This window comes from Neobacillus sp. 114, from assembly GCF_030127045.1.
Lineage (GTDB): Bacteria > Bacillota > Bacilli > Bacillales > Cytobacillaceae > Neobacillus > Neobacillus rhizophilus.
This window is the reverse complement of record NZ_CP126144.1, coordinates 4,283,669-4,302,519: the sequence shown is the minus strand read 5'-3', so window position 1 is coordinate 4,302,519 and position 18,851 is coordinate 4,283,669. Positions and strand designations below refer to the sequence as shown.

The 18,851-nt window shown below is 43.2% G+C and carries 15 protein-coding genes, 2 rRNA genes and 1 riboswitch; of the genes, 14 read left to right on the top strand and 3 right to left on the bottom strand.

Annotated features, from left to right (window positions below):
- Nucleotides 1-6 precede the first annotated feature (6 nt).
- The 11 genes from QNN06_RS20870 to map all read left to right on the top strand — a co-directional run bounded on the left by QNN06_RS20870 (nt 7) and on the right by map (nt 12,728).
- A 23S ribosomal RNA gene (locus QNN06_RS20870) occupies nt 7-2,941 on the top strand.
- Nucleotides 2,942-3,026: 85 nt separating this feature from the next.
- Nucleotides 3,027-3,143 (top strand): 5S ribosomal RNA (gene rrf / locus QNN06_RS20865).
- Between the two features lie 201 nt (nt 3,144-3,344).
- Nucleotides 3,345-4,325: an NADPH:quinone oxidoreductase family protein gene (locus tag QNN06_RS20860; protein ID WP_284035892.1), complete on the top strand. Its 981-nt coding sequence runs from the start codon at nt 3,345-3,347 to the stop codon at nt 4,323-4,325.
- A 92-nt stretch (nt 4,326-4,417) separates the two neighbouring features.
- Nucleotides 4,418-5,161 carry a glucose 1-dehydrogenase gene (locus QNN06_RS20855; RefSeq protein WP_217036013.1) on the top strand — a complete coding sequence of 248 codons (744 nt, stop codon included), beginning with the start codon at nt 4,418-4,420 and terminating at the stop codon, nt 5,159-5,161.
- 318 nt (nt 5,162-5,479) lie between these two features.
- Nucleotides 5,480-6,586 carry an iron-containing alcohol dehydrogenase family protein gene (locus QNN06_RS20850; RefSeq protein ID WP_284035891.1) on the top strand — a complete coding sequence of 369 codons (1,107 nt, stop codon included), beginning with the start codon at nt 5,480-5,482 and terminating at the stop codon, nt 6,584-6,586.
- Nucleotides 6,587-6,611: 25 nt separating this feature from the next.
- Entirely contained in the window at nt 6,612-7,604 is a 993-nt protein-coding gene (locus QNN06_RS20845) for an ABC transporter substrate-binding protein (protein ID WP_213118933.1), read from the top strand.
- A 242-nt stretch (nt 7,605-7,846) separates the two neighbouring features.
- Nucleotides 7,847-8,644 (top strand): ABC transporter permease, encoded by a 798-nt coding sequence (locus tag QNN06_RS20840; RefSeq protein ID WP_213118934.1) that lies wholly within the window; start codon nt 7,847-7,849, stop codon nt 8,642-8,644.
- On the top strand, nt 8,634-9,473 hold the full coding sequence (locus tag QNN06_RS20835; RefSeq protein ID WP_284035890.1) for an ABC transporter ATP-binding protein: 840 nt from the start codon (nt 8,634-8,636) through the stop codon (nt 9,471-9,473). The genes QNN06_RS20840 and QNN06_RS20835 overlap by 11 nt, the downstream gene beginning before the upstream one ends.
- Nucleotides 9,474-9,508: 35 nt before the next feature.
- Nucleotides 9,509-10,711, top strand: a complete 1,203-nt coding sequence (locus tag QNN06_RS20830; protein WP_217036017.1) for an aminotransferase-like domain-containing protein — start codon at nt 9,509-9,511, stop codon at nt 10,709-10,711.
- A 320-nt stretch (nt 10,712-11,031) separates the two neighbouring features.
- Complete coding sequence (locus tag QNN06_RS20825; protein WP_284035889.1) at nt 11,032-11,859, top strand: dienelactone hydrolase family protein; 828 nt, start codon at nt 11,032-11,034, stop codon at nt 11,857-11,859.
- Nucleotides 11,860-11,987: 128 nt separating this feature from the next.
- Entirely contained in the window at nt 11,988-12,728 is a 741-nt protein-coding gene (gene map / locus QNN06_RS20820) for a type I methionyl aminopeptidase (protein WP_284035888.1), read from the top strand.
- Nucleotides 12,729-12,775: 47 nt separating this feature from the next.
- On the opposite strand, the gene QNN06_RS20815 is transcribed toward map, so the two are convergent.
- Nucleotides 12,776-12,904, bottom strand: coding sequence for a hypothetical protein (locus QNN06_RS20815; RefSeq protein WP_284035887.1), 129 nt, complete (start codon nt 12,902-12,904; stop codon nt 12,776-12,778).
- Between the two features lie 213 nt (nt 12,905-13,117).
- On the opposite strand from QNN06_RS20815, the gene QNN06_RS20810 reads away from it, so the two are divergent.
- Complete coding sequence (locus tag QNN06_RS20810; RefSeq protein ID WP_284035886.1) at nt 13,118-14,422, top strand: ATP-binding protein; 1,305 nt, start codon at nt 13,118-13,120, stop codon at nt 14,420-14,422.
- A gap of 28 nt (nt 14,423-14,450) precedes the next feature.
- On the opposite strand, the gene QNN06_RS20805 is transcribed toward QNN06_RS20810, so the two are convergent.
- Nucleotides 14,451-15,221, bottom strand: coding sequence for a sulfite exporter TauE/SafE family protein (locus tag QNN06_RS20805; RefSeq protein WP_284035885.1), 771 nt, complete (start codon nt 15,219-15,221; stop codon nt 14,451-14,453).
- Between the two features lie 379 nt (nt 15,222-15,600).
- Nucleotides 15,601-16,488 (bottom strand): 4-hydroxy-tetrahydrodipicolinate synthase, encoded by an 888-nt coding sequence (gene dapA / locus QNN06_RS20800; protein ID WP_284035884.1) that lies wholly within the window; start codon nt 16,486-16,488, stop codon nt 15,601-15,603.
- 112 nt (nt 16,489-16,600) lie between these two features.
- A riboswitch (Lysine riboswitch) is annotated at nt 16,601-16,781 on the bottom strand.
- 215 nt (nt 16,782-16,996) lie between these two features.
- Between dapA and QNN06_RS20795 the strand changes: the two genes are divergently transcribed.
- Nucleotides 16,997-17,929 carry a D-2-hydroxyacid dehydrogenase gene (locus tag QNN06_RS20795; protein WP_213118941.1) on the top strand — a complete coding sequence of 311 codons (933 nt, stop codon included), beginning with the start codon at nt 16,997-16,999 and terminating at the stop codon, nt 17,927-17,929.
- Between the two features lie 22 nt (nt 17,930-17,951).
- The gene (locus QNN06_RS20790; protein WP_213118942.1) at nt 17,952-18,839 is read left to right on the top strand and encodes an NAD(P)-dependent oxidoreductase; all 888 of its coding nucleotides are present in this window, start codon (nt 17,952-17,954) and stop codon (nt 18,837-18,839) included.
- Nucleotides 18,840-18,851 lie beyond the last annotated feature (12 nt).

Here is an 18,851-nt window from a genome sequence, read left to right as displayed (position 1 = left end):
CTTTTAGGTTAAGTTAGAAAGGGCGCACGGTGAATGCCTTGGCACTAGGAGCCGATGAAGGACGGGACTAACACCGATATGCTTCGGGGAGCTGTAAGTAAGCGCCGATCCGGAGATTTCCGAATGGGGGAACCCACTGTTCGTAATGGAACAGTATCTTTACCTGAATACATAGGGTATTGAAGGCAGACCCGGGGAACTGAAACATCTAAGTACCCGGAGGAAGAGAAAGCAAACGCGATTCCCTGAGTAGCGGCGAGCGAAACGGGAACAGCCCAAACCGAAAGGCTTGCCTTTCGGGGTTGTAGGACACTCAACATGGAGTTACAAAGGAACGGGGTAGATGAAGCGGTCTGGAAAGGCCGGCCATAGAAGGTAAAAGCCCTGTAGTCGAAACTTCGTTCCCTCCTGAGTGGATCCTGAGTACGGCCGGACACGTGAAATCCGGTCGGAAGCAGGGAGGACCATCTCCCAAGGCTAAATACTCCCTAGTGACCGATAGTGAACCAGTACCGTGAGGGAAAGGTGAAAAGCACCCCGGAAGGGGAGTGAAAGAGATCCTGAAACCGTGTGCCTACAAGTAGTCAGAGCCCGTTCATGGGTGATGGCGTGCCTTTTGTAGAATGAACCGGCGAGTTACGATTGCATGCGAGGTTAAGTTGAAGAGACGGAGCCGCAGCGAAAGCGAGTCTGAATAGGGCGAAATAGTATGTAGTCGTAGACCCGAAACCAGGTGATCTACCCATGTCCAGGGTGAAGTCCAGGTAACACTGGATGGAGGCCCGAACCCACGCACGTTGAAAAGTGCGGGGATGAGGTGTGGGTAGCGGAGAAATTCCAATCGAACTTGGAGATAGCTGGTTCTCTCCGAAATAGCTTTAGGGCTAGCCTCACGTAGTTAGAGTCTTGGAGGTAGAGCACTGTTTGGACTAGGGGCCCTCATCGGGTTACCGAATTCAGACAAACTCCGAATGCCAATGACTTATCCGTGGGAGTCAGACTGCGAGTGATAAGATCCGTAGTCAAAAGGGAAACAGCCCAGACCACCAGCTAAGGTCCCAAAGTATACGTTAAGTGGAAAAGGATGTGGAGTTGCTTAGACAACCAGGATGTTGGCTTAGAAGCAGCCACCATTTAAAGAGTGCGTAATAGCTCACTGGTCGAGTGACTCTGCGCCGAAAATGTACCGGGGCTAAACGTATCACCGAAGCTGTGGGTGGACACCATTAGGTGTCCGCGGTAGGAGAGCGTTCTAAGGGCGTTGAAGCTAGACCGTAAGGACTGGTGGAGCGCTTAGAAGTGAGAATGCCGGTATGAGTAGCGAAAGATGAGTGAGAATCTCATCCACCGTATGCCTAAGGTTTCCTGAGGAAGGCTCGTCCGCTCAGGGTTAGTCGGGACCTAAGCCGAGGCCGAAAGGCGTAGGCGATGGACAACAGGTTGATATTCCTGTACCACCTCTTTATCGTTTGAGTGATGGGGGGACGCAGGAGGATAGGGTAAGCGCACTGCTGGATATGTGCGTGTAAGCAGTTAGGCTGGCAAGTAGGAAAATCCGCTTGCCATAAGGCTGAGCTGTGATGCCGAGGGAATTATAGTACCGAAGTTCCTGATTCCACACTGCCAAGAAAAGCCTCTAGCGAGATAAAAGGTGCCCGTACCGCAAACCGACACAGGTAGGCGAGGAGAGAATCCTAAGGTGAGCGAGAGAACTCTCGTTAAGGAACTCGGCAAAATGACCCCGTAACTTCGGGAGAAGGGGTGCTTTTTGGGGTGAATAGCCCCGAAGAGCCGCAGTGAATAGGCCCAGGCGACTGTTTAGCAAAAACACAGGTCTCTGCAAAGCCGCAAGGCGAAGTATAGGGGCTGACGCCTGCCCGGTGCTGGAAGGTTAAGAGGAGGGGTTAGCGCAAGCGAAGCTCTGAATCGAAGCCCCAGTAAACGGCGGCCGTAACTATAACGGTCCTAAGGTAGCGAAATTCCTTGTCGGGTAAGTTCCGACCCGCACGAAAGGCGTAACGATCTGGGCACTGTCTCAACGAGAGACTCGGTGAAATTATAGTACCTGTGAAGATGCAGGTTACCCGCGACAGGACGGAAAGACCCCATGGAGCTTTACTGTAGCCTGATATTGAATTTTGGTACAGCTTGTACAGGATAGGTAGGAGCCTGAGAAGCCGGAGCGCCAGCTTCGGTGGAGGCGTCGGTGGGATACTACCCTGGCTGTATTGAAATTCTAACCCGCACCCCTCATCGGGGTGGGAGACAGTGTCAGGTGGGCAGTTTGACTGGGGCGGTCGCCTCCTAAAATGTAACGGAGGCGCCCAAAGGTTCCCTCAGAATGGTTGGAAATCATTCGCAGAGTGTAAAGGCACAAGGGAGCTTGACTGCGAGACCTACAAGTCGAGCAGGGACGAAAGTCGGGCTTAGTGATCCGGTGGTTCCGCATGGAAGGGCCATCGCTCAACGGATAAAAGCTACCCTGGGGATAACAGGCTTATCTCCCCCAAGAGTCCACATCGACGGGGAGGTTTGGCACCTCGATGTCGGCTCATCGCATCCTGGGGCTGTAGTCGGTCCCAAGGGTTGGGCTGTTCGCCCATTAAAGCGGTACGCGAGCTGGGTTCAGAACGTCGTGAGACAGTTCGGTCCCTATCCGTCGTGGGCGCAGGAAATTTGAGAGGAGCTGTCCTTAGTACGAGAGGACCGGGATGGACGCACCGCTGGTGTACCAGTTGTCTTGCCAAAGGCATCGCTGGGTAGCTATGTGCGGACGGGATAAGTGCTGAAAGCATCTAAGCATGAAGCCCCCCTCGAGATGAGATTTCCCATAGCGTCAAGCTAGTAAGATCCCTGAAAGATGATCAGGTTGATAGGTCAGAGGTGGAAGCGCGGTAACGTGTGGAGCTGACTGATACTAATCGATCGAGGACTTAACCAAGTCATATTAAGCAAGGTGAACTCGTTCTTAAATACTTCTTCTGCATTATCTAGTTTTGAGGGAATGAAACCTCTAATTCAATAGGTCCGGTAGCAATGGCGAGAAGGTCACACCCGTTCCCATCCCGAACACGGAAGTTAAGCTTCTCAGCGCCGATGGTAGTTGGGGCGAAAGCCCCTGTGAGAGTAGGACGCTGCCGGGCAAACAAAAAGACAACCTGAAATATGGTTGTCTTTTTTTGTTGGTTCTTCAAACTTAAATGATGCATGAGAACCGTCCCCATGCATCAAAACAAATTGTTTTACTAGTCAGAAAATATGGAATATAATAAGTATAACGTGTTTGTTTTAAATACTAACCGGTCAGTATTAAGTGAAAGAATAATTAAAGGAGGAGTTTTAAGTTGAGAAGTTGGATTGTTAATGAATTAGGGGATCCGAAAGATGTGTTAAACCTGGAGGAAAAATCTGTACCTGCCCTTGAAGAGGGAAAAGTGTTAATTCAAGTGGAGGCATCCTCTCTTAACTTTTTCGATATATTGCTTTGCCAAGGGAAGTATCAGGAAAAGCCGCCGACGCCGTTCACGCCCGGTGCTGAGGTATCAGGGATTATCCGGGAAGTGGGGGAAGGAAGCCGGTTTCAGGTAGGTCAGCGAGTTATAGCTACACCTCCTCTGCCAAACGGGGGATTATCTGAATGGGTCAGTGTTCCTGAGAATTCTGTTTATGTCATTTCTGAGAAGATGTCTCCTAGCGAGGCTGCATCTATGTTTATTACATACCAAACTTCTTATTATGCATTATATCACCGTGCTAATCTTCAAAAAGGGGAAGTTCTTTTAGTACATGCCGGTGCAGGCGGTGTTGGATCGGCTGCCATCCAGCTCGGTAAGGCAAGAGGGGCGAAAATCATCGCTACTGCTGGTGGACCGGAAAAGGTTCAATTATGTAAAGACCTTGGCGCAGATATTGCCATCGATTATTTGACCGAAGATTTTGTTGATGTCGTGAAAAAAGAAACTGGCGGACGCGGAGCAGATGTCATCTATGATCCAGTTGGCGGTGATGTTTTTGACCGTTCCAGAAAATGTATTGCTTTTGATGGGCGTCTCTTGGTCATTGGATTTGCTGGCGGACGCATTCCGGAAGCCCCTGCAAATCATGCCTTAATTAAAAATTATTCAATCGTCGGAGTGCATTGGGGCTTGTTCCGCCGATTGTATCCGGAGAAGGCGGTCGAAATTCATGAGGATTTAATGAAACTCTATGACCAAGGCTTAATCAAGCCTCTCATTTACCGTGAATTTGATTTTACGGATGTTCCTTCCGCCTTGGAAGTTCTCGGTGATCGTCAAACTTATGGGAAATTGGTTGCCCTGCCATAATGAAATAGTTTAGACAAGACGCTTTAGTTAAATTTTACCCGATGATAATAGCAGGAAGTGTGCCTAAATAAAATGGAAAAAGGGTGAAAAATATGCGTTTAAAAGATAAAGTAGCTATTATAACAGGAGGCGGCGGAGGGATTGGCAGAGCAACAGCAATTCGCTTTGCACAAGAAGGAGCCCGGTTGGTCATTGCCGATTATAGTGAGAAAGCGGGAGCAGAAACCGTTCAGCTGGTCAATGAAATTGGCGGAGAAGCTAAGTTTATTCAAACTGATATGTCCAAACCCGAAGATGTACAGATTATGGTTCAAGAAACCATAGATACTTATGGCAAATTAGACATTTTATTTAATAATGCTGGTGTAAAAAGTGGCGAGAAAAAGATTCCAGATGTTTCGTTTGAAGAATGGCAGCAGGTGTTTGATGTAAATACAAATGGAGTTTTCTTAGGCTTAAAATATGCCATTCCCCAGATGTCTTCAGGCGGTTCCATCATTAATACAGCAAGTATTGCCGGCATCAAAGGCCAAAAGCTGGTCGCAGCTTATTCTGCATCAAAAAGCAGTGTAATGGCTCTTACGAAAACAGCGGCAACTGAGTTTGGGAAAAAGAATATTCGTGTGAATGCGATCGCTCCAGGAATCATTGATACAAATATGGTTGAGGATTGGAAGAAAACAAAAAAATGGCCCGTGTTATCTACAGCAAATGCACTTAACCGAATTGGTTATCCTGAGGAGATTGCTAACTTAGTTTTATTCCTTGCTTCAGATGAAGCATCCTTCATTACCGGCGAAACGATCGTAATTGATGGGGGTACTTTGAACTTGTAATTTGTGTGTTGAACTTAGATTGATATTCGATAAAATATCTTACGCTAGTAAACTTCCATTTTGGAATTTTACTAGCGTTTTTTTAAACACTTTTTTCAAAAAATCACCTTTATAAAGTACAAAATGGAGACTATAAATATTATCAGTATAATAAAAATGGAAAATATATCAAGAAAATTTAATGTGTGAATAATTATCAATTAAATGTTATAAAAATAAGTTTTAGAAAATTTATATAATTATATTGACATAAAATGGACAAACATTTATATTAGTAGAATATTATTCATACGCAGGAACTAAAAGGGGAAATTGTAAATGAAAGTAGTCGTCGGTCCGGGACAATATGTCAGAAACCCTGGGATTCTAGCAGATGCAGGATTATACATAAGAAACTTTGGAACAACCGCTATTCTGATTGGCGGGAATACCAGTCGTCAAGTAATTGAGGAACCATTACGGCGAAGTCTAGAAGAGCAAGAGATCATCTTGAAACAGTCTCTTTGGTATGGCGGTGAATCCTCCCAATCGAATATTGATAGGTTGATAGATCAATTAAAATCTGAAACCTTTGATGTTCTGATTGCTGCAGGTGGGGGTAAAGCATTGGATACTGTAAAAGCGGTGGCGTATCAATTGGAGAAACCGCTTGTGGCTATTCCAACGATTGCAGCCACTTGTGCGGCGGCAACACCCATCAGCATCATTTACAGTGATGAAGGGGAATTCCTTGAAATCAGCCGAAATGCTAAAGCACCTGAAATGGTGCTGGTGGACTCGAACATTATTCTTGAAGCACCTGTCCGCTATTTAGTGGCTGGAATCGGCGATACATTGGCCAAATGGTTTGAAACGAAGTGTTCGATAAAGAAAGCTGTGCCAAACGCCATCAACCAAACAGCCATCGCGATTGCTGGGCAGCTTTATCAAACCTTGCTGAAATCGGGAAAAGCAGCTGTTCAATCGATTCAGGAGCAAACCTTAACCAATGAGTTAGAGGACATTATTGATGCCGTCATTTTAGTCAGCGGCAGTGTCAGCGGGTATGGCGGTGATGATTGCCGGACTGCAGCAGCCCATGCGATTTACTCAGGGTTGACCATCTTCCCGGAAATACATGATACCTATCACGGCGAAATTGTCGCTTTTGGTATTTTAGCGCAGCTTTGTATGGAAGGATTAGAAGCGGGAGAGGTAAGGTCGTTAATCGAATATTACCAAGAGGTTGATCTGCCTTATACATTACAGCAAATGGGAATAAAGGAATTAACCTCAGAACAATGGAAACAGCTAGGTGAAATAACTGTGACCATTGAAGATATGGAGAATATGCCATTCGCAGTTACACCGGAAATGGTCGTGACATCTGTTCAAAAAGCAGATGAAATTGGAACAACAATCTTAGCTGCTACAAATCAAAGATAAAGACAATCTTAGGGGGAAATTAGAAATGAAAAAATGGCTAGTTATGCTTTGTTCAATTATGTTAGTACTAGCATTAGCGGCTTGTGGAAAAGATGAAGCTGCAAGCGGTGGCGCTAAGGAAAAGAAATCATCAGAACCGTTAAAGGTAACATTGCCTACTTGGACAGGTTATGGTCCATTATTTTTGGCAAAAGAAAAAGGCTTCTTTAAGAAAAATGGCGTCGATGTGGAGCTTTCCATCGTTGAAGGTTTGGGAGAGCGTAAGCAGGCATTAGCCAGCGGCAAAATCGACGGCATGGCAACAGCATTGGATGTTCAAGTAACACTTGCTGCAGCTGATATTCCGGTGCAGGTTGTTTGGTTACTGGATGATTCTTACGGCGGCGACGGAATTCTTGTTAAAAACGACATCAAAGATGTAAAAGATTTAAAAGGGAAAAAGGTTGCGTTTGAAGTGGGCTCTACCAGCCATATGCTTGCTTTAACCGCATTGAAGCAAGGCGGCTTAACGGAAAAAGACGTAGAAGTAGTTCAAATGTCTGCAGGTGATGCTGGTGCCGCTTTTGCAGCAGGCAAAGTGGATGCAGCTGTAACTTGGGAGCCATGGTTATCAAAAGGATCTGAAGCAAACGGCAAAGTTTTATTATCAACAAAGGATCTTCCAGGCATTATTGTAGATACCATCAGCTTTAAAGAAGACGTCATTAAAAACCGTCCGGACGATGTAAAAGCATTTGTTAAGGCGATGGGTGAAGCAATGGCTTACTGGAAAGAGCATAAAGATGAAGCAGACGAAATCATGGCAAAAGGATTAAAGATTGATACAAAAGAATTTGTTGCCACCGAATCAGGCTTGAAGTTTTTCACAAAAGAGGATAACACCAAATTATTTGGTTCAGAAAGCAGCAAAGGCTCCATCTATCAATCAACTGAAAATGCCATTAAGTTTTACAAAGAGCAAAACATTATCAAAAAAGAGCCAAAAGCAGAAGATGTGCTTAATCCAAGCTTCCAATAAAGTGAAACTTCCATAAGTGGGGGAATCTTCACCTCCCCACTGATGGTTAGTTGAACCAATCGGACCTTTACGGGCAGTTGATTCCCCACCTATCGTCAATTTAATCTCTGAATCTTGAGGTGGGGGATCTTACTGCCCGTTAAGGCGGGATAAAGGATAGAGTAGAAAGCCTAATATATGAGGCGGGTTCGGTCCTCATATATTAGGCCTTTTTAAGAGATTAAGAGAATTGGGTGAGAAAAATGATTGCAAAATTATTAACGCCGAATAAGGACATACCAAAAAAGCTATATAGTACGGCAGGACTTGTAACATTTCTTTTATTTTTGTTAGTTTGGTCAGTACTGACCTATGGCGGTATTGTGAACCCGCTGTTTTTGCCGACACCTACTGCTGTGTTGACTACGGGTGTTGATTTATTTGTCAATGGAGACCTGCTATCTGATATTGGCATCAGTTTTACAAGGGTATTGGTTGGATTTTTGGTTGCCGCTCTAATTGGTATTCCTCTCGGGATTTTAATGGGTTCATTAAAAATTATGGAGGGAGCTTTTGAACCAATCATCGGATTCATTCGTTATATGCCGGCATCCGCTTTTATTCCTTTATTGATTTTATGGATTGGTCTTGGTGAACCGGAGAAAATGAGCGTTATTTTCTTAGGAACCTTTTTCCAGCTTACGCTCATGATTATGGACGTTACTAAAAACGTTCAAAATGACTTAATTGAAGTTTCCTATACATTAGGAGCAAAAAGAGGGCAGTTGTTCACAAAAGTGATTCTGCCAGCAGCGTTGCCGGGGATTGTTGATACACTCCGCATTACATTCGGCTGGGCGTGGACTTATTTAGTTGTAGCCGAAATTGTCGGAGCATCAAGCGGTTTAGGCTACATGATTATGCAGGCATCGCGTTTCCTGCAGCCTGATAAAATTATCGTTGGAATCTTAATCATCGGAATTCTCGGCTTGTTAACCGATATGATTTTTAAAGCCGTTTATCGGGCTTCGTTTTCATGGATGAGAAAGGATGGATTGTAACATGGTCATTCAAGCGGCGAAAAACATAATCGAAAACAATGTCCCTCAGGTAAAAACACCAAAGCTTGAAATTAAAGAAGTCGGTAAAGTTTTTAAAACAAAGAGCGGTGAAACGACAGCATTGGAGAAGACTTCTTTTTCCGTTAGCGATGGGGAGTTTGTCACCATTTTGGGTCCTTCCGGATGCGGTAAATCAACAGTTTTGAGGATTGTTGCGGGGTTGGAGGAAGCGACCTCTGGACAGGTTCTCATCGATGGACAGGAAGTAAACGGTCCGGGACCAGACCGGGGGATGGTGTTTCAGTCATACACCTTGTACCCTTGGTTGACGGTAAAGGATAATATTTCCTTTGGATTAAAATTAAAAGGGGTTTCTCAAAAGGAACGGGACGATGTAGCACGGCATTATCTGCAATTGATTGGCTTGGAAGGGTTTGAAAAACATTATCCAATCCAATTATCCGGGGGGATGAAGCAGCGCGTTGCCATCGCTCGTGCACTTGCCAATGACCCTAAGATTCTTCTAATGGACGAACCGTTTGGTGCTTTAGATGCCCAGACAAGAAATATTATGCAGGAAGTGCTATTAAAAGCGTGGGAGGATTCTAAGAAGACGATTTTGTTCATTACCCACGATGTCGAGGAATCGATCTTCTTGGCCGATTCTGTTTACGTTATGACGGCAAGACCAGGCCGCCTAAAGAAAAAGGTGCCGATTGCTTTGGAGAGACCGAGAGAGTTCAGTGTAAAAGGGTCGGTTGAATTTGCCCAATATAAAGAGGAATTACTGTCACTCATCAGGGAAGAGAGTTTAAAAGCAATTAACTAACAGATTGAGTTCGTAGTGAAAGGTGTTTGGTTAACGTGAAAATTGATTCTTTTTTTCCTGACAATGTGAAAGCGGCGTTAAAGAACGACCCGCCTGGGGAATGGATGCCTGCATTGCCTAAGGAGTGCATCCGTTTAAGTTCGGGGTATCCTGCGCCTAAACTTGTTCCTTCAGGTGAAATAAAGGCGGCAGCAGCCCGCTTGCTGGATGAGGAACATGATTTGCCGCTTCATTATTTGGGCACCCCACGGATGGAGAAATTAAAACACCAAATCCAGAACCGCTTGGCTGAGCGTGACATAAAGGTCCAAGGGGATGAACTGTTAATTACAGCAGGGGCATGTCAGGCAATTGATTTAATTGCACGTGTGCTGCTTGACGAAAATGTGGCTGTTGCCGTTGAAGCGCCAACTTATATGGAGGCTTTGGAGATTTTTCGCAACTACACGAATCAAATTATCAGTATCCCGATTGATGACCAGGGACTTCGGACGGATGAACTCGCAAAGGTTCTTGCTGGAAGAAAAAGTGCAGGGCTGACTTTGCCGCGCCTCCTATACACGATTCCAACCTTTCAAAACCCGACTGGGACGACTTTGAGTGGAGAGCGTAGGAGACATTTATTGGAGCTCGCTGCTGTATACGACTTCCTTATTTTAGAAGACGATGCTTATGGTGAACTTTCTTTCGGAGAAAGCCCATTAACATTAAAAGCACTGGATACAGAAGGCCGCGTTTTGCATGTCGGTTCTTTATCCAAAGTCGTTGCTCCAGGTATGCGGGTTGGCTGGATAGTGGGGGAGCGTGAATTTATTACTGCTTTTTCATGGTTTAAAAAGGATTTGGACCACCCATTTTCTCAAGCGACAATGGCAGCCTATTTAGAAAAAATTAATCTTGATGAAAGGCTTGCGGAGTTAAAAACCGTATACCGGAGCAAAAGTGAAAGACTGGCTCAGTATATTGAGAAGTATTTTCCTGAATCGGTTTCTTGGTATGTTCCCCAGGGCGGTTACTTTGTCTGGGTAAAGGTTCCGGGTGTCGATACAGCTGAAATGTTAGAGAAGGCTTTAGCTGCAGGTGTTTCGTATGTGCCTGGAAAGTTCTTTTTTGCAAACCAACAGGAGGGCATCGAGTATCTGCGTTTATCGTTCAGCTACGAGTCTGAAGAGCGAATGGAAGCGGGCGTTCAGATACTTGGAGAGCTAATTGCTTCTTACTTAAAGAAAACAACCTAAAAATTGTAGGTTGTTTTTTTATATCCAAAATGCGCATTGTTTTTGTTTTCGTCTTTGTCTTCTTAAGCAAACCTGTGATTCTAATTGTTGGAATGGGCAGTTGACGAGTAAACGTTAAGAATAGGCGAGTAAATTCTAAATTTCGGCGAGTAAATCAAAAAATAGACAAGTAACCCCGGTATCAGGCTAGTAAAAATCAAAAATAGACGAGTAAATCCTGAAATACCCAAAATTATCCAGATGGGGCGGTTCACTTTATTTTAAAAACAGCTTTATTATGGTAAATTGGGATAGAAAAATTACATAAAAGAGGTGTCACGATGCCAATACAATCAGAATGGAGAACATTTACAGGGGCAAATGGAGATATTCGTGCTTATGTTGCTGCAATTGAACCTGTTACCGAACCAAGGCCGACGGTTATTGTCATTCAGGAAATTTGGGGTGTTGATGCTCATATCCAGGATGTTGCTCAGCGTTTCGCGGCTGCCGGTTACGTAGCCATTGCGCCAGATCTCTTTGCAGAAAATGGTGTCCGTCCAAATGAGTTGAATGAGGAGATGTTGAAAGAGGTGAAAAGCTTTCTCCATTCTATTCCACATCCAGCGTGGTTCAACCCGGATGCGCGGGAAGCGGAGATTTCAAAACTTCCAAACGAACGCCAAGAAACAATGCGTGCAGCATTAAACACGCTTTTTGGATTTTTAGATCCAAGTAAATCCGAAATGTTTGTCAATATTTTAAAGGCTGCCGCCGATTATGCACGAAATACTTACGAAAAAACGAAAAATATGACTGTCACATCTGTTGGATTCTGTTTAGGCGGCGCTTTATCAGCGGCACTTGCTGTGAATGACCAAAACCATACCGGGGCTGTTGTATTCTACGGCCGCCCGCCAAAAGAACGTATAGATGAAATTCAATGCCCAATTCTCGGCTTTTATGGCGGAAATGATCCGAATATCACGAACTTGATTCCAGCGTTCGAGGAGGAAATGAAGAAGTTGGACAAATCCTTTGAAGCGATTGTCTACCCTGATGCGCAGCATGCGTTCTTTAATGACACGAACCCAACCTATAATGCTCGCTATGCACGTGATTCCTTTGCTAAAGCACTTACGTTTTTGAACCAAGTTACGGCCGAATAATTTCAAGGAAACAGGTACTAGTGAAATCATAATACCTGTTTTTCACTTGTTTTTTTCGAAAAAGAAAGGCTACAATAGAACCTATAAGTCATTTAGACAAACAAAACTAACATAAGTAGGGGAATGGCATGATTGTTAAAACAGAAGAAGATATCAATGGAATAAAGGAAATTGGCAGGATTGTTGGGGCCATTCGTGATGAATTGGTTGAACGGACAAAGCCTGGTATTACCACGAAAGAGTTAGATGATATCGCTGGTGAACTTTTTGCAAAGGAAGGAGCCATTTCCGCTCCAAAAGGGGAATACGATTTTCCTGGTTATACCTGCATCAGTGTTAATGAGGAAGTAGCCCATGGGATTCCGGGCAATCGGGTTATTAAGGAAGGAGACCTCGTTAACATTGATGTGTCGGCCTCAAAGAATGGTTATTTTGCGGACACTGGCATTTCCTTTGTTGTTGGCCAAGGAGACGAAGTGCTGACAAAACTCTGCGAAACGGCACAGGCAGCCTTTGATGCCGGTCTGAAAAAAGCGAAGCCAGGTTCAAAAAAGAGCGGAATTGGTAAAGCAGTCCACCAAACCGCGAAGCAGCATGGCTTCACCGTTATTAAAAATCTGACCGGTCATGGAATTGGACGGAGAATTCACGAACGTCCAGACCATATCTATAATTACCATGAGCCATGGGATGATGAGCTGTTGAAAGAAGGGATGGTCATTGCCTTTGAACCGTTTATTTCTACTCATGAGGAAGAAGTTTATGAAAAAGGCGACGGCTGGACCTACATTACGGAAAAAAGCTTTGTTGCTCAAATCGAGCATACGTTGATTCTGACGAAAAATGGGCCGATCATTGTAACTAAATAGTATTGAACGTAAAAAGGATAACTCTTGGAGAAGAGTTATCCTTTTTCTTATTGATTTTTCTTGTTTTGCCTTGCTGCATTCTTACGCTCTTTTTTACTTAAAGTTGATTCGGCGCCAAATTCAGCATCATTACTGCCTGTATGCGGCTGGTTACGATTGTTATTACGATTTGTCATGGGTTCTCCTTTCATATGTACCTTCGTTAATAGGGCAAATGAGCCATTCATATAATACAATTATTTTTGAAAAAATATTCATTCAATTTTATTGATATACGACTCAGGGGAAATTTTCCTTTAATTACTAGTATGATAAATGCTATAATAAATAAGCTGTGTTTCTTCTATTTTTAACTTGGAAATGCACATAACTTAAAGGGGCTGCCTGTAATGGATTTTGTTTATATTAATCACAATGTTTTAGATAATGTGTTTTATATAATTGTCAGTCTGTTGATGTTTTTTGTGTTAGTTGATAACGTCAAAAAATTTAAACAGTATCGAAAAGCCCTTCTGACAGCCTGCATAAGTTTACCGATCATATTTTGTATGAAATTCCCGATTTACATTGACGAGTATTGTGTACATGATTTAAGGCAAATTCCCGTATTTATTGGAACACTTTATGGCGGATGGCCAGTCGGGGCTGTTCTATTGGTGATTATGTTAACATCTCGCTTTGCCATTTACGGAATGAATGGTATTACATTAGTTGTATATATTGTGATATTTGTGGCTACAGCCCTATTTTCAGGAAGATTTAATAGGTTTAATCGAAAAAATAAATTGATCAGTTCCGTATTGCTGACCATTGTCCTTGAGATTTTTACGACTTATGTCGCCTTATGGATGTCTGATATTTTCGTTGTGACAGAAGCATACATTTTTTATTTTATTATTCTGCCTCCTATTCTTATGTTTTTTATGGTATATATCATTGAATTATTGTCAGATGCTATGTATATCCGATCAAAAATAGTTAAGTTTGAAAAAATGGAGGTTGTCAGCCAACTGGCGGCAAGTATTTCACACGAAGTTCGAAATCCTTTAACCGTTGTAAAAGGATTTATGGAATTGCTTAAATCTCCTAATCTATCTCTAGACGAGAAGAAACGCTATATTGAACATATAGAAAGAGAACTTCATAATGCCGAATCGATTATTAGTGATTACCTGGCTTTTGCAAAACCAGCAATCGAAAAAGTAGAACCACTTCTAATCGAACAAGAAATCCGCAATGTCATTGATATCATGAAGCCTTTAGCAAAAATGAGTTCCGTGACTATTACAGATAACCTTGGTCAAGGAACGGTTCAAGGAAACAAGAACTATTTCCGCCAATGCTTTTTAAATTTAATAAAAAATGCGATCGAAGCAATGCCAAATGGCGGGGAGCTTCAAATAGTTTCAGCTCTTGAAAAAAATAAGGTCACAGTTAAAATAGTTGATACCGGTGTCGGCATGAGTAAAGAGCAAATAAACCGCTTCGGTGAGCCATACTACACCAGTAAAACAAAGGGCACAGGATTAGGTTCCATGGTCGCGGTGAAAACCATTCAGACGATGAATGGGAAGCTTGATATTGACAGTATCTTAAATGTCGGAACGACCATAACCATCACATTACCCGCCTTTATTACAGAATATAAAATGGTTCAGAAGGATAGCCAATTAAAGTTAGAAACCGAATTTTAGCAAAAAAAGAGCTTTAAGCTCTTTTTTATTATAATCCTATAAGTTTTAGCGCGCTAACAATGATGACCGCTGAGATGACCGTACGAAGGGGCTTTGTCGGTACTTTTGAAGATAAGGTACTCCCTATTAAAACGCCAGGGATCGACCCGATTAACAGGTTCCCTACAAGCATATAATTGACACTTCCAGCATTCGCGTGGAGGAGTCCGGCAACAGTCACTAATAAAAAGGCATGGGCAATATCGGTGCCAACCAGCTCAGATCCTTTCAAGCGGTAGAGATATAGCATGGCAAGGGCAAATAATGATCCTGATCCTATTGAAGTCAGGCCGACGATAAAGCCGAAACCGGCACCGATTAAAATTGTTAATGTTCGTTTTTCCTCAATCGGCCTTAATTGCCAGCGGTTCGGCCTGATTTTATTATCAAAAAATGTCTTAATTAAAATGGCTGTGGCCACTAGAATTAGAACATAGCCAAGTCCATGTTTGATAATTTGTTCTTGATTGTGGAAATATTTTTCAAAAACCTGAAGGATGAGAATGGCTCCTGCTGCACTTGGGACACTACCGATAGCAAGATACTTCATGAGTTTAAAGTTAATTGTTTTCTGTCTCCAATGCTGAATGACTCCAAACAGTTTTGTAATGGAGTTGTAAACAAGGTCCGTTCCCACCGCAATGGAAGGCTGAATTCCGACCATGATGAGCACTGGGGTTAACAATGCTGCCCCTCCAACCCCTGTTAATCCTACCAATAACCCAACTAATAATCCCATTAATGCAATTCCTATGCTCATGTTGGGGGCCTCCTTCTTTCATGATGAATTCCGAGTAAATATATGTGAATTATAGAGTTTGAAGGAGATTTTGTAAACACTTTTCTGAATTTATTAAAGAAATATTTTTGCAGTGAGGATAGAGGGAAAAAAGATTAGCGGATACATTGAGGCCATGAAGGACATAATGGACAAGGGAACAACTAAAAATGTCCTTCATCAAGGTTATGAAGGACATTTTGAAACAGGTAACGGAAGGTTTTGGTCTTCAACGGGGTTATGAAGGACATTATGAATTGGTGACAACATGAATTTGTCCTTCATCAAAAAAATGAAGGACAAATCCAACCAGAATCCGGTTATTTTTGTCCTTCTTAAACCGATATCAAATTATATCATTCTACAAAACTTCCACTGCACTGTTCTGCAACAGCACATTTCGAAGCGTTTTAGTCTCCTCATCGTTTAATGGAATCAGCGGCAAGCGCAGACCGCCAGCATTGATCCCTTTCATATTTAAAGCTGCTTTTACAGGTGCTGGGCTAGGCGCTGCAAATAAAGCCTTCATAATGGGCAGTAATTCACGGTGTGCTGCAGCAGCGCCCGCCAAATCCCCATTTTTAAAGCGTGTAACCATATCCTGCATTTCATTCCCGATAATATGAGATGCAACGGAAATCACACCAACGCCGCCAATCGAAAGCACCGGCAAGGTCATTCCATCATCACCACTGTATAAAGAAAAGTCATCAGCAGTTTGTTTAACAATTTCGGCCATGTCATCCAAGTGGCCGCTAGCTTCCTTAACCGCTACGATATTAGGAATCTGAGAAAGGCGGATGACCGTTTCAGCAGATATATTGACGACACTGCGGCCCGGAATATTATAAAGCATAACCGGAAGAGAAGTAGATTCAGCAATCGCTTTAAAATGCTGATACATGCCCTCCTGGGATGGTTTATTATAGTATGGTGCAACGAGCATGATGCCGTCTACGCCGACTTCCTCTGCTAGCTTTGTTAGACTGATTGAGGATCTTGTGTTGTTGGAGCCAGTGCCTGCAATAACGGGAACTCTCCCGTCCACAACTTCAACCACAAATTTAAATAATGCCACTTTTTCCTCAGTTGATAAGGTAGGGGACTCACCAGTTGTTCCACAAACCACCAACCCGTCAGTACCATTCGCTAATAAATAATTTACTAAATCACTCGTCGCATTAAAATCAATTTCGCCATGCTGATCAAACGGAGTCACCATTGCTGTTAAAACTTGGCCAAAGTACATAAATTTCACCCTTTTAAAATTATTTTTAAAAAGAGGTAAGGCCAAACGCAAAAAGCAGCTGAGGGAAGGGCCCAACAGCTGCATCAGAAACGTTAATTTTACAAGTTCCCCTGCGTGAGATAGCCCTCCATATAGTTTCCTATATGACAATTCTGTATTTATTCAATAACAGAACCAGCTTCCGGAACAATGAGATCCTCAGAAGCTTCGGCAAATTCCCCTTTCTGCCACCGTCAACGGGTCCCATTACCCTTGGATGGTTTACTGATGGTCTTTGCGCCTCTATCCTCACTTCATAAGGTATGAAGTAAGAAGTATGTAATTAAAATTAATATAACAGAATATTCCTATTTGTTCAAGGGGTTTTTATAAAAAACACTAAAATCGTATATTTATTGATAGTTATATAGCATTGGGAGGAGAGCAGGGATTAACAGACTACGCTTCTTTTTTGAGTTTTTTCCCAATTATCCTTAAAATGGAGGTAATGTTGAAGAGGTGAATTATTGTGAAAATCGAAAATATTTTAATTGTCAGTCCCATGTATCAGGAGCTTCGGGCATACATCCAAAATGCGGGCGTCCAAAAGAATTTCCGTTATATCCCGGAGGATGAAGTTATTCAGGATAATTTGAAATGGGCGGATGCACTTGTATCTTTTAATCTCAAATCCGATTACGATTACAGTCATTTAAAATGGGTGCACTCGCTCGGTGCGGGAGTTGACCGTTTTTTATTTAAAAATGCCTGGGACGATAGTGTACTTTTGACAAGGACCATTTGTTCGTTTGGTCAAAGAATCGGAGAGTATTGTTTAAGCTACATATTAAGAGATTTACAATTTCACGAGGAGTTCCGGGAATTACAGTTGCAGAAAAAATGGCAGCAAAGGACTCCGAAGTTATTAAACGAACTCAAAGTGATGGTTTATGGAACCGGTGAAATTGGACAGGCTGCCGCGAAGCTTTTGTCTGGTTTCGGAGTGGAAGTTTACGGCGTCTCCCAAAGTGGAAAAGAAAAAGAGTATTTTAATGATGTAATGACTGTTGAATCTCATTTTACCCTACTAGGGGAAATGGATGTGATCATCAACACGATGCCGCTAACGGAACAAACGGCTGGATTTTTTAATAGTCAAGTTTTTCAAAAAGTAACAAATTCCGGTTTTATTAATGTTGGGCGAGGGGCATCGGTGGATGAAGAAGCATTGCTGCAAGCTTTGGAAGACGGGCAGGTCCGTTATGCTGTCTTGGATGTGTTTGCACAGGAGCCGCTGCCGGAAAATCATCCATTATGGAAACATCCTGGCGTACTGATTACCCCTCATATTTCAGCGGTAACGTCACCAGAAGAAGGTGCAGCGTGTTTTTTGGATACACTTAAAAACTTGGAAGAAAACAAACCTCTTAACAATAGAGTAGATACCAAGAAGGGATATTAGAATAGCAGGAGGATGAACGAAAATGACAGGAGTAATTGGCTTTATTGGCCTTGGAAATATGGGAGAGCCTATGGTCATGAATTTATTGAAGGCTGGTTTTCAGGTGAAGGTTTACAATCGAACTCCCGAGAAAACAAAGGCAGTTGTTGAAGCTGGCGCCGAGCAAGTGAACAGGCCTGCAGACGCCGCAGCACCTGGCGGAATCGTGATTACTATGGTGGCAAACGATCAGGCAGTAGAAGAGCTCGTTATGGGACCAAATGGGTTTGGGGAAGTGCTGGGGCAGGGCGGTATCCATTTATCAATGAGTACAATAGCTCCAGCAACATCACGAAAATTAGCAACTTATCATCAGGAGCATGGCAGCCAATATGTGGCCTCCCCAGTTTTTGGTCGTCCGGAAGCAGCGGCAGCTCAAAAATTGAATATTCTTAGCTCAGGGTCCAGTGTAGCGAAAGAGCGGGTAAAACACATCCAGGATGCTCTTGGCCAGCGTGTTTTTGATGTAGGGGAGGAGCCTGAAAGTGCCAATGTCATCAAGTTAGGCGGAAATTTTATGATTATGGCAGCAATGGAAGCAATGGCCGAAGCCTTTAATCTAGCTGAGAAAAATGGTATAGACCGGCAGCTGGCTGCTGAAATTTATGCATCAACCTTATTTAATTGTACAGTGTATCAAGGTTATGGCCAGATGATTGCCAAAAAGCAGTTTGAACCGGCGGGTTTTCAGCTGGCGCTCGGTCTTAAGGATTGCAACCTAGTTTTGGAGGAGGCAAACTCGACCCAGACACCGATGCCGTTAGCGGGTCTATTGCATAACCGCCTGCTAGCCTCAGTGGCCAAAAATCGCGGAAATCAGGATTGGGCAGCACTTACTAGAATTGCTCTTGAAGAAGCGGGATTGGAATAACAGGGTGCAGTG

Coding starts and splice junctions, on each gene's coding strand:
- QNN06_RS20855 (WP_217036013.1), top strand. CDS start 4,418: ATGCGTTTAAAAGATAAAGTAGCTATTATAACAGGAGGCGGCGGAGGG.
- QNN06_RS20850 (WP_284035891.1), top strand. CDS start 5,480: ATGAAAGTAGTCGTCGGTCCGGGACAATATGTCAGAAACCCTGGGATT.
- QNN06_RS20845 (WP_213118933.1), top strand. CDS start 6,612: ATGAAAAAATGGCTAGTTATGCTTTGTTCAATTATGTTAGTACTAGCA.
- QNN06_RS20840 (WP_213118934.1), top strand. CDS start 7,847: ATGATTGCAAAATTATTAACGCCGAATAAGGACATACCAAAAAAGCTA.
- QNN06_RS20835 (WP_284035890.1), top strand. CDS start 8,634: ATGGATTGTAACATGGTCATTCAAGCGGCGAAAAACATAATCGAAAAC.
- QNN06_RS20825 (WP_284035889.1), top strand. CDS start 11,032: ATGCCAATACAATCAGAATGGAGAACATTTACAGGGGCAAATGGAGAT.
- map (WP_284035888.1), top strand. CDS start 11,988: ATGATTGTTAAAACAGAAGAAGATATCAATGGAATAAAGGAAATTGGC.
- QNN06_RS20815 (WP_284035887.1), bottom strand. CDS start 12,904: ATGACAAATCGTAATAACAATCGTAACCAGCCGCATACAGGCAGTAAT.
- QNN06_RS20810 (WP_284035886.1), top strand. CDS start 13,118: ATGGATTTTGTTTATATTAATCACAATGTTTTAGATAATGTGTTTTAT.
- QNN06_RS20805 (WP_284035885.1), bottom strand. CDS start 15,221: ATGAGCATAGGAATTGCATTAATGGGATTATTAGTTGGGTTATTGGTA.
- dapA (WP_284035884.1), bottom strand. CDS start 16,488: ATGTACTTTGGCCAAGTTTTAACAGCAATGGTGACTCCGTTTGATCAG.
- QNN06_RS20790 (WP_213118942.1), top strand. CDS start 17,952: ATGACAGGAGTAATTGGCTTTATTGGCCTTGGAAATATGGGAGAGCCT.